The 963-nt window shown below is 28.6% G+C and carries 1 protein-coding gene; it reads right to left on the bottom strand.

All coding sequences use genetic code 11. The features are described from left to right. A partial coding sequence (locus AC4AGG_RS16570; RefSeq protein WP_489773130.1) for a hypothetical protein occupies positions 1 to 882 on the bottom strand: 882 nt, incomplete at its 3' end. Between the last annotated feature and the right edge of the window lie 81 nt (positions 883 to 963).

Here is a 963-nt window from a genome sequence, read left to right as displayed (position 1 = left end):
GGGATTATAATTATAATCTTTTGGTAGCTCGTAATTACTGTCTATATACTTATTAAAATATAGAGGAGGCATTCCAACGCTCTTTCTATTTTCGTCTATCTTCCGAATATCTTCAACAGTGTATGTTTGAAATGGTAAATAATCAAACTTAAAAGGAACACCATTTCTGATTGACATATCTCGTTCAAATTCAACTAAAATACTTTTACTAACCAAATCTCTCGATACTTGATCCTTGAAAAACGGAACAAAATAATCCCAAACAAAATTATTTTGCCCATAGATCCCCCTCTGATGCCATAGAATTATTCTAGCACTATCACACCATCCGTATTTCCTAGTTAGGTCAATTAATTGTGAAACATTAAGAGAATCCTCTTTCCACATCAACCTATTCAAGTACTTTTCATCTTCTCCTTTTGCAATTAAAATTCTTAGGTATTGATCTGCAACGCCAAGCCTTGCAACCTCTTTCTCCAATTCTATCTTTGAAATATTATCAATATTACTGTAATAATTATTTTTTAATATCGAAATTTCACCCTGAATAATCTTATCAAAAGGAGGTCTGTCCTTGTATAATGATACACTACCACCACTAAAATACTCTTCCGAAAATAAGTTATAATAAGATGATCGATAAATTGCTTTTTCTAAAGCTTTTACTTTATTTAATTCAAAACAAACTTTAGTGAAAATCTCAATATTACTTTTTAGCGCATAAGGATTTAACTCAAATGCCTTTTGATACTCTACAAAAGCCCTTTTATAATCATTTCCATAATAATAATATTGACCGATATATATATGTTTTTGTGAAACATTAACATTATACTGCGCATTACATAATATCACTAATAGGAGAAAAAAAAGACTTTTCATTTTTAATAACACTTATTATAATTAATTCTTTTTTGACATAGAAGATTAAAGTACTGTTCTTTCCAATTGATTATTATATTA

The organism is Chryseobacterium sp. CG10_8, assembly GCF_058117085.1.
The sequence above is the reverse complement of the archived record's forward strand: the minus strand, read 5'-3'. Positions and strand labels throughout refer to the sequence as shown.